The 9444-nt window shown below is 74.4% G+C and carries 9 protein-coding genes; 2 read left to right on the top strand and 7 right to left on the bottom strand.

The genetic code is table 11. From position 1 onward, the window contains the following. Positions 1–162: 162 nt before the first annotated feature. Positions 163–1980, bottom strand: a complete 1818-nt coding sequence (locus tag ACFV0G_RS19325; RefSeq protein ID WP_380548857.1) for a phosphoenolpyruvate carboxykinase (GTP) — start codon at positions 1978–1980, stop codon at positions 163–165. Between the two features lie 273 nt (positions 1981–2253). Here ACFV0G_RS19325 and ACFV0G_RS19330 point away from each other — a divergent pair, with 273 nt between their 5' ends. After that, positions 2254–2958, top strand: a complete 705-nt coding sequence (locus ACFV0G_RS19330) for a hemolysin III family protein (RefSeq protein WP_380548832.1) — start codon at positions 2254–2256, stop codon at positions 2956–2958. Positions 2959–2990: 32 nt separating this feature from the next. Here the strand turns inward: ACFV0G_RS19330 and ACFV0G_RS19335 are convergent, their stop codons facing one another. From ACFV0G_RS19335 to ACFV0G_RS19345, 3 genes are all read right to left on the bottom strand, one after another. After that, a complete protein-coding gene (locus tag ACFV0G_RS19335; protein WP_380548836.1) occupies positions 2991–3245 on the bottom strand; it encodes a hypothetical protein in 255 nt (84 codons plus the stop codon). Positions 3246–3456: 211 nt separating this feature from the next. Beyond that, positions 3457–3921, bottom strand: coding sequence for a hypothetical protein (locus tag ACFV0G_RS19340; RefSeq protein ID WP_380548839.1), 465 nt, complete (start codon positions 3919–3921; stop codon positions 3457–3459). 415 nt (positions 3922–4336) lie between these two features. Further along, on the bottom strand, positions 4337–4918 hold the full coding sequence (locus ACFV0G_RS19345; protein ID WP_380548842.1) for a papain-like cysteine protease family protein: 582 nt from the start codon (positions 4916–4918) through the stop codon (positions 4337–4339). A 239-nt stretch (positions 4919–5157) separates the two neighbouring features. Here ACFV0G_RS19345 and ACFV0G_RS19350 point away from each other — a divergent pair, with 239 nt between their 5' ends. Beyond that, complete coding sequence (locus tag ACFV0G_RS19350; protein ID WP_380548845.1) at positions 5158–6087, top strand: hypothetical protein; 930 nt, start codon at positions 5158–5160, stop codon at positions 6085–6087. Between the two features lie 25 nt (positions 6088–6112). On the opposite strand, the gene ACFV0G_RS19355 is transcribed toward ACFV0G_RS19350, so the two are convergent. From ACFV0G_RS19355 to ACFV0G_RS19365, 3 genes are read right to left on the bottom strand one after another with little or no spacing between them, the layout of a single operon-like run. Continuing rightward, positions 6113–6964 (bottom strand): GNAT family N-acetyltransferase, encoded by an 852-nt coding sequence (locus ACFV0G_RS19355; protein WP_380548848.1) that lies wholly within the window; start codon positions 6962–6964, stop codon positions 6113–6115. A gap of 40 nt (positions 6965–7004) precedes the next feature. Beyond that, positions 7005–9035, bottom strand: a complete 2031-nt coding sequence (locus tag ACFV0G_RS19360; RefSeq protein ID WP_380548851.1) for a thioredoxin domain-containing protein — start codon at positions 9033–9035, stop codon at positions 7005–7007. Positions 9036–9092: 57 nt separating this feature from the next. After that, positions 9093–9284: a hypothetical protein gene (locus tag ACFV0G_RS19365; RefSeq protein ID WP_380548854.1), complete on the bottom strand. Its 192-nt coding sequence runs from the start codon at positions 9282–9284 to the stop codon at positions 9093–9095. Between the last annotated feature and the right edge of the window lie 160 nt (positions 9285–9444).

Below are 9444 nucleotides of genomic sequence, written 5' to 3' on the forward strand. Positions count from 1 at the left end.
GCGCCCCCCGAGCAACCCCCCCCCGGGGCCACCCGGGTGGGCGACGCCCGCGGCGGCCCCGCCCCGGCGGGCCGGGGGGCCCGCGGCGTATCGCGGGGGCGGGTTCCAGCCCTCCACCCCGCCGCCCCCCTCTCGTTCGCCGGTCGCCGTCCTGCCGGACGGTCAGCCCAGGCGGTTGACCAGGTTGCGGTACTCGTCCCACAGCTCGGTCGGCGTGTGCTCGCCGAACGTCTCCAGGTGGGACGGGACCAGCGCGGCCTCCTGGCGCCAGATGTCGGCGTCCACGGAGAACAGCAGGTCGAGGTCGGCCTGCGGGATGTCGAGGCCGGACAGGTCGAAGCCGTCCACCTCGGGCAGCACGCCGATCGGGGTCTCGACGCCCTTGCCGGTGCCCTCCAGGCGCTCGACGACCCACTTGAGCACGCGGCTGTTCTCGCCGAAGCCCGGCCAGATGAACTTGCCGTCGCTGTTCTTGCGGAACCAGTTGACGTAGTAGATCTTCGGCAGCTTGTCGGCGTCGGCCTGCGCACCGATCTTCAGCCAGTGGGCGAAGTAGTCGCCCATGTTGTAGCCGCAGAACGGCAGCATCGCGAACGGGTCGCGGCGCAGCTCGCCGACGGTGCCCTCCTGGGCGGCGGTCTTCTCGGAGGCGATGTTGGCGCCGAGGAACACGCCGTGCTGCCAGTCGAAGGACTCGGTCACCAGCGGCACCGCGGTGGCGCGGCGGCCGCCGAACAGGATGGCCGAGATCGGCACACCCGCCGGGTCCTCCCACTCGGGGGCGATGGTCGGGCACTGCGCGGCCGGGACGGCGAAGCGCGCGTTCGGGTGGGCGGCCGGGGTGCCGGACTCCGGGGTCCAGTCGTTGCCGCGCCAGTCGGTGAGGTGCGCCGGGGACTGCTCGGTGAGGCCCTCCCACCAGACGTCACCGTCGTCGGTGAGCGCGACGTTGGTGAAGACGGTGTTGCCCCAGAGGGTCTCGATCGCGTTGGCGTTGGTGTCCACGCCGGTGCCGGGGGCGACGCCGAAGAAGCCGGCCTCCGGGTTGATGGCGTAGAGGCGGCCGTCGGCGCCGAAGCGCATCCAGGCGATGTCGTCGCCGATCGTCTCGACCTTCCAGCCCGGGATGGTGGGCTGGAGCATGGCGAGGTTGGTCTTGCCGCACGCGGACGGGAACGCGGCCGCGATGTACTTGGCGTCACCGCTCGGCGGGGTGAGCTTGAGGACGAGCATGTGCTCGGCCAGCCAGCCCTCGTCGCGGGCCATGGTGGAGGCGATGCGCAGCGCGTAGCACTTCTTGCCGAGCAGGGCGTTGCCGCCGTAGCCGGAGCCGAAGGACCAGATCTCGCGGGTCTCCGGGAAGTGCGAGATGTACTTGGTGGAGTTGCAGGGCCACGGCACGTCGGCCTCGCCCTCGGCGAGCGGGGCTCCGACGGTGTGCACGGCCTTGACGAACTCGCCGTCCTCGCCGAGCTGGTCGATGACGGCCTGGCCCATGCGGGTCATCACGCGCATGGAGACGGCGACGTAGGCGGAGTCGGTGATCTCGACGCCGTACGCGGCCAGCGGGGAGCCGACCGGGCCCATCGAGAAGGGCACGACGTACATCGTGCGGCCCTTCATGGAGCCGCGGAACAGGCCGTTCTCGCCGGCGAAGACCTCCCGCATCTCGGCGGGGGCCTTCCAGTTGTTGGTCGGGCCGGCGTCCTTCTCCTGCTCGGCGCAGATGTAGGTGCGGTCCTCGACCCGGGCGACGTCGGTCGGGTCGGATGCTGCGTAGTAGGAGTTCGGGCGCTTCGCGGGGTCGAGCTTGCGGAAGGTGCCCTGTGCGACGAGCAGCTCGGCGAGGCGGTGGTACTCCTCCTCCGAGCCGTCGCACCACTCGATGCGGTCGGGCTGGGTCAGCTCGGCGATCTCGGCGACCCAGGCCAGCAGACCCTTGTGGCGGGTGGGCGCGGACTCGGCGAGCGCAGACTTCAGAGGCGACACGATCGCTCCGTTTCACACCATCTCGGCCAGGAGACGGCATCGCGGGGGGTTGAGGGTGGTTACACCGTAGCCCGGCACACCAGCCACCCCTACTACTTGAAGTCCAAAAGATTTGAATTCTTGCTCCATTACGGACGGTTTTCTGGGCCCGAGCGGCAGGATCCGGCCGTGTGCGACCCGGCAGTGAGACCTACCTAACACTCCATATTGTCTAAAAGTGATGCTCGCCACTGACTACCTGGCAGTAACCTACGGTTCCGTAAGATGTCGCGCATGACTGCGGACCTCACTGCCACGGCCGCCGGTCCGGCGCCCGACGCTGCCCCGGAACCGGTGAAGCCCACGTGGCGCGGCTGGCTGCACGCCGGCATGTTCCCCGCCTCGGTGGCCGCCGGGATCGTCCTGATCTGCCTCGCCGACTCCACCGCCGCCCGGATCGCCTGCACCATCTACTCGGTGACCGCCTGGCTGCTGTTCGGCGTGAGCGCGGTCTACCACCGCTTCACCTGGGGGGCCCGTGGCGAGGCGGTACTGCGCCGCCTCGACCACGCCAACATCTTCCTGATCATCGCCGGCACCTACACGCCGTTCACGATCCTGCTGCTGCACGGCACCGACCGGCAGCTGCTGCTCTGGGCGGTGTGGGGAGGCGCACTGCTCGGCATCGCGTTCCGGGTCTTCTGGGTCGGCGCCCCGCGCTGGCTCTACACGCCGGTCTACCTCGCGCTCGGGTGGGCCGCCGCGTTCTTCCTGCCCGACTTCCTGCACACCGGCGGCGCCGCGGTGCTCACCCTCATGATCGTCGGCGGCGGCCTCTACAGCCTCGGCGGCGTGGTGTACGGCCTCAAGCGCCCCAACCCCTCACCGCGCAGCTTCGGCTTCCACGAGGTCTTCCACGCCTTCACCCTCGGCGCGTTCGTCGTCCAGTACGTCGGCGTCTCGATCGTCGCCTACACCGCCGCCGTCTGACACCCGCACCGCGCAGCGGCGCCCGGGCCCGCTCAGGCCCGGGCGTCGAGGCGTTCGCGGGCCCGGCGGCAGCGGTCACAGTGGTCCGCGTCCGGGCCCTCGCCGGCCGTGCGCATGTGCGCCTTCGCCCGGAAGCGGCGCGCCACGTGGCCCATCACGAGCAGGGTCTCGGCCGCGGACACCGTCCACACCGCGCGGGGGCCGCCGAGCAGGTAGCCCGCCACCACGGCCAGGGCGGCGGCCACCGCCACCACCCCGCTCCAGACCTGCACGTCCCTCGACGCCATCGACTCGCCTCCCGCCATGTGACCGCCCGTCAGATTGCTCCCCGCCTACGGTGACATGTGCAGCACGCTCCCGAGGCGAACGGGGGATCAACGTTGCATCAAATCCCCGTGCAGAGCCGGTCGAGACCGCCGGTGGGGGCGCGCGGTGCACCCGTCCGGACGCACCGGGAGGCCCGGCGGTCCGCCGACCGCCGGGCCTCCCCCTCGAGCCCTAGCTCCGGGCGTGCCGGCGGCGGACGGCCAGCCCCGCCCCCGCCAGCACCACGGCGCCCACGGCGGCGCCCGTCGGCACCAGCGGCAGCCCGTCCCGCTGCGCCGGCGCGGCCTGCGGTCCGTAGCCGCCGCCCGCACCCGAGACGTCGTACGCCGAACCGGGCAGCTTGTCGCCGTACCGCCCGTGCACCAGCGCCCGGTACGCGGCGAGCGTGACGCCGCCCGCACCGACCGAGCGGCGGGCCTCGTCGTTGAGCGGCAGCACCCGGTCGCCGCGCAGCACGTACCAGGCGTGGATCTGCGGCTCGCGGAACGCGGTGCCGCCGCCGCCCGCGGCCGCCCTGGCCGGGTAGTCGGCCTCGTCGCCGCCGGAGGCGATGTTCACCACCCGCCAGCCGGTGCCGTCGCGGACCGTCCAGACGGAGGCCGCCCGGCCGTCCGCGGCGACCGCCTTGCTGGCCACGAAGTCCACCCGGGCGACGGGCGCCCCGGCGGTGGGGGGCCCCCACCCCCCGGGGTGGGGGGTTTAGGGGGCGGGGTGGCCCCGCCCCCGCCGCCGGGGTGGCGGTGCTCGCCGGCGTCGGTGTCCCCGGCCAGCCGCGGGGCGGCCGCGGCGGCGGCCCGGTTCTCGTCGGCCGGGCTGATCGCGAGCGGCCGGTTGGGCGCGATCCCGCCGCGGGCGAAGAAGTGCCCGACCCGGTCGAGCACGGTGGGCTCCTGGGCGGCGGCGCGGGCCGCCGCGAGGTCCGCCCCGGCGAGCGGCGCGGGGGCCGCGGCGCCGTCGGCGGCCTGCGCGAGCGGGGCGGCCGTGACCCCGAGGGCGACGGCGAGGGCGAGGGTGACGAGGTATCTCGGGTATGCGGTCATGGCTGCCGTCCTCACGCGCCGATCCGGTACAGGGAGTGGGTCCAGGAGAACGAGCCGTTGTTCACGTAGTACCAGTAGTCCGCCCAGTTGTAGCGGTAGTCGGACGGCCAGGGGTCGCCCCAGTAGACCCAGTTGTTCGCGGTGTCGTAGCCGTAGAGGACGTTCATGTGGCCGCCGCCGGACGACCACTGGATGCGGGTCTCCATCGGCCGGCCGGCGTTCACCTCGGTCTGCACCGTGGCGTAGGCGAGGTAGCCGGTGACGTACCGGCCGGAGCCGATCCCGATCCGGGAGAAGGCGTTCTGCACGTCGCCGAGGGTCGCCTGGCTGTTGGGGCAGCTGCTGTTGACCGACCGGCCGAACGCGAGGTTGCAGAACTGGTTCTGGCTGTAGCCGTAGCCGTAGTACGTGGCGATCGTGTCGCCGCTCGCGGCCCAGCACCAGTTGTCCTGCTGCTGCTGTTGCATGGTGATGCCGAGGATGTTCGAGGCGGCCTGGGCCGGGGCGCCGGCGGTCAGCGTCAGGGCCGGCACCAGGACGCCCAGCGTCAGTGCACAGAGCGCACGGCGCAGGCGTGTCCGGGGAGTTGGCATGTGGGGGTTCCTCCATGCGGGGCGAAGGAAGAAGCTGTGGGGGTGCGCGTCCGGACGCGGTGCGAAGAGCATCCGACCGGCGCCCACCAGGGTCAACGCGCCTGCGGAGCAAGGCCGGTGGGGAGTGAACGGATCCCTCCGGATGTGAACGCCGCCCGCCGCGACCAGCGGCGCGGGCACCGCCCTGATGACACCGCCGCCGCGAGGTGTGAATATTCACGGTCATCCGGGAGGTAGCCATGCAGCAGACCGTCCAGCCCGAGCTCGCGTCCGTCCTCCGCACCGGCCCGTTCCACCTCGCGCTGCGGGCCGCGATCTCCGCCCGCGGGCTCGCGCTCCAGCGGGTGCAGCAGCGGCTCGCCCAGCGCGGCGTCCGGGTCGGCGTGACCAGCCTCAGCTACTGGCAGCAGGGCCGCCGCCGGCCCGAGAGAGCGGAGTCGCTGCGCGCGGTCAGAGCCCTGGAGGAGGTGCTGGAGCTGCCCGAGCACTCGCTGACCCGGCTGCTCGGCCCGCGCCGCACCCCCGCCGAGCCGTCCGGGCCGGCCACCCTCCCCTACCGCGACCTGATCGGGAACCCGGGCGCCGTCGACGACCTCCTCGCCACCATCGCCGGGCCGCCGGACACCGGGCTGCACACCCTGGTGCACATCGAGCGGATCCGGATCGGCGCCGACCGGATGCTGCTGCGGCGCGACTCCCAGCACGCGCTGCGGGCGCACCGCGACGGCATCGACCGCTACCTCGCCCTGCACCAGGGCGACCCGGGGGCCGACATCGACCGCGTGGTCGTCCGGGCCGAGGAGAACTGCCGGCCCGGCCGGATCCGCCGCGACCCCGCCGCCCGGCTGCTGGTCGCCGAACTGCTGCTGGACCGCCGGCTGCGCGCCGGGGACACCCACCTGCTCGGCTACGGCTTCGACGACGCGCCGACCGCGACCCCCAGCAGCGAGTACGTCCGCGGCTTCAACTCCGGGGCCGGGCAGTACGTCCTGCAGGTCGGCTTCGACCCGGCGGCGCTCCCGGTGCGCTGCTACCGCTTCGCCGTCCGCTCCCCCGGCGAGCAGCCGTACGAGACGGAGGAGCTGACCCTGGACGGCCACCGCAGCGTCCACCTCGTGGCGACCGGGCTCGCCCCCTGCCTGCTCGGCATCGGCTGGGACTGGGAGTAGCCCCCGGGGCCGGCCTGCGGCCGGGTCAGAACTCCAGCACCACGTGGTCGGCGACCGGCAGGTAGCCCAGCTTGCGGTAGATCGAGTTGCTGGTCGGGTTGGCGACGTCGGTGTACAGCAGCACCTCCCGGGCGCCCAGCGCCGGCGCGTGCGCCGAGACGGCCGCCACCAGACCCGAGGCGTAGCCGCGGCCGCGCAGCCTGGGCGGGGTGTACACCGGGCCGACCCGGGACATCCCGGCGATCACCGGGCTCACCCCGGCGAGGGAGACCGGGCGGCCGCCGTCCTCCCAGAGGTACAGCCCCCCGTCGGCCAGCCGGGAGTCGACCAGGGCGGCCACGTCCGCCGGCCGGTGCTCGGCGATCTCGGCCAGGAAGGCCCCGTACCAGTCGACCAGCAGCGCCCGGTCGTTCCGGTCGGCCGGCCTGGCCCGGCCGGAGGGCTCACGCTCCGGCGGCACCGGCTCACCGAGCCGGTGCAGCCGCTCCTCGACCACCACCCGGGCGGGCGGGGTGCCGGCGGCGGCCGTCCAGGCGGCGGCGAACTCCTCGGCCTCGGCCCGGGCACCGCCGACCCCGGTCACCTCGAAACCCCGGTCGTGCAGGGCCCCGGCGAGGGCACCGGCCGCCTCGGCGGGCATCCGGCCCAGCCGGGGCGGGAACGGCGGCGTCTGCACGAAGGCGCCCTCGACCGGCCCGGACGGCCCGCGGCGCCACCAGCCGAACAGCGGGTCGGCGGCGCCGTAGACGTGCGGGCCGTCCTTGCCGATCCGGTCGAACAGGGTCAGCAGGACGGTGTTGGCGGCCGGGTCGGCGGTGAGGAAGTCCGCCGCGGCGTCCCGGAAGGCATCCGGATCGGAGGTCGTGGTCCAGGTCATGGCCCATGCTCCCGCGGCCCGGGCTCCGGGCGCATGCGAATTACCCCAGGCGCTCCGCGAGTTCGGCCGGGTCGGCGGTCGGTGCGTCGCAGCTGAAGTGCCGGCAGACGTAGGCGGCGGCCCGGCCGCCCAGGAGCGGCCGGCCGGCCAGCAGCGGGACGTCCGCGGTGCCGCTCTCGCCGACCGCGACGACCGCACCGGGCGCGGTGGCCAGCAGGGCCGTGCGGTGCAGGGCCGCGGTGGCCGGGTCGCCGGCCGGGCCGACCACCGCGACCTCGCGCGGGCCGTCGAGCAGCGCCTCGGCGACGGCCAGGCCCCAGCCGATGAAGCGCGGGGCCCGGCCGGCGAGCGCGCCGACGATGCCCAGGGCCCGCTCGGCGGCGGTGCGGTGGCGTTCGGAGCCGGTGTACGCGGCGTAGCCGAGCAGCGCCCCGGCCGCGGCCGTCCACCCGGACGGGGTGGCGCTGTCGGTCGGGTCCTGCGGGCGGCGGATCAGCTCCTCCGCGTCGTCGGCGGTGTCGTACAGGGCGCCGGTCGCCGGGTCGGTGAAGCGGGCGAGGACGGTGTCGAGCAGACCGCCGGCCAGCTCCAGCCAGGCACTCTCGCCGGTGACCGCGTACAGCGCGAGCAGGCCCTCGGCGAGGTCGGCGTAGTCCTCCAGCACCCCGGCGTTGGGGCCGGGCCGGCCGTCGCGGGAGGTGCGCAGCAGCCGTCCGTCGGCGGTGAGGTGGACGGCGATCAGCAGGTCGGCGGCGCGTTCGGCGGCCTCGACCAGGTCGGGGCGGTCCAGCAGGGCGCCGGTCTCGGCGAGCGCGGCGATCACCAGGCCGTTCCAGGCGGCGACCACCTTGTCGTCCCGGGCCGGGGCGGGCCGCTCGGCGCGGGCGGCGAGCAGGCGGGTGCGGATGCGCTGGTGGGCCTCGGGGTCGGCCGGGTCGCGGAGCAGCTGGAGGACGGAGCTGCCGTGCTCGAAGGTGCCGGTGACCTCGAAGAGCTCGACCGCGAGGGCGCCGTCCTCGGCGCCGAGGACGGCGGTGAGCTGCTCGGGCGTCCAGGCGTAGTAGGCGCCCTCGGCGCTCCTGCCGGTGGCCGGGTCGAGGGAGTCGGCGTCCAGGGCGGAGGCGAAGGCGCCCTCGGGGGTGCGCAGTTCGCGCAGCAGGAAGTCGGCGGTCTCCAGGGCGACCCGCCGGGACTGCGCGTCGCCGGTGGCCCGCCAGTGGTGCAGGTGGACGCGGAGCAGCAGGGCGTTGTCGTACAGCATCTTCTCGAAGTGCGGCACGACCCAGTCGGCGTCCACCGCGTAGCGGGCGTAGCCGCCGCCGAGCTGGTCGTAGATGCCGCCGCGGGCCATCGCGTCCAGGGTGCGGCCGGCCATTTCGAGGGCGGCGCCGGAGCCGGTGCGGGCGTGGTGGCGGAGCAGGAACTCCAGGGCCATCGACGGCGGGAACTTGGGGGCGCCGCCGAAGCCGCCGCGCTTCTCGTCGAAGGTGCGGGCGAGCCCGGTCAGGGCCTGGTGCAGGTCGGCCGCCCCGGGCGGCGGGACGGCGCCGGTGCCGGCGCCGTAGACGGCGGCACGCTCGGCGAGGTCGGCGCGGATCCGGCCGGCCACCTCGGCGACCTCCTCGCGGCGGTCGCGCCAGGCGGCGGTGACGCCCTCCAGGACCTGCCGGAAGCCGGGCATGCCGTGCCGGGGCTCGGGCGGGAAGTAGGTGCCGAAGTAGAACGGCTCCTTGTCCGGGGTGAGGAAGACCGTCATGGGCCAGCCGCCCTGGCCGGTGGCGGCCTGCACGGCCTCCATGTAGACGGCGTCGACGTCGGGCCGCTCCTCGCGGTCGACCTTGACGGCGACGAAGTGCTCGTTGGCGTAGCCGGCGAGCGTGTCGTCCTCGAAGGACTCGTGGGCCATCACGTGGCACCAGTGGCACGCCGCGTAGCCGACGGACAGCAGCACCGGCACCCCGCGCCGGCGGGCCTCCGCGAAGGCCTCCGGCCCCCAGGGCCACCAGTCCACCGGGTTGTCGGCGTGCTGCAGCAGGTACGGCGAGGTCGCGTCGGCGAGACGGTTCGGCATGGCCCCATCCTCGCGCATCGGCGGGCCGGGCCGGGGCCGTCCGGGCGGCGCGGCCCGCTACTCCTTGGGGGTCTCCGGCTCCTCGACGAAGTCGATCTTCTTGAAGCGCGAGTTCATCGACTTCAGCAGGAACCAGGTGGCGACGCCCAGGACGGCGAAGACCACGAAGCCCAGCAGGCCGGGGGTCACCTTGGCCTGGTCGAGGGCGAGGTCTGCGGCGAGGTGGGTGGGGTTCACGGGGGTGCTCATCTCTCCATGGTGGCGGGGGCGGCCCCCGGGCCGGGCCCGCGCGGGGGGGGTGGGGGGGGGGTGGTTGTGGGGGCCGGCGCGACCGGGGCCGCGCCGCGGCTCCAGGCCGGCCGACTGCTGCAGGGCACGGAGCCGGGCGGCGTCGGACGGGGTCCGGCCC

It is taken from the genome of Kitasatospora sp. NPDC059571, from assembly GCF_042735675.1.
Taxonomy (GTDB): Bacteria; Actinomycetota; Actinomycetes; order Streptomycetales; family Streptomycetaceae; genus Kitasatospora.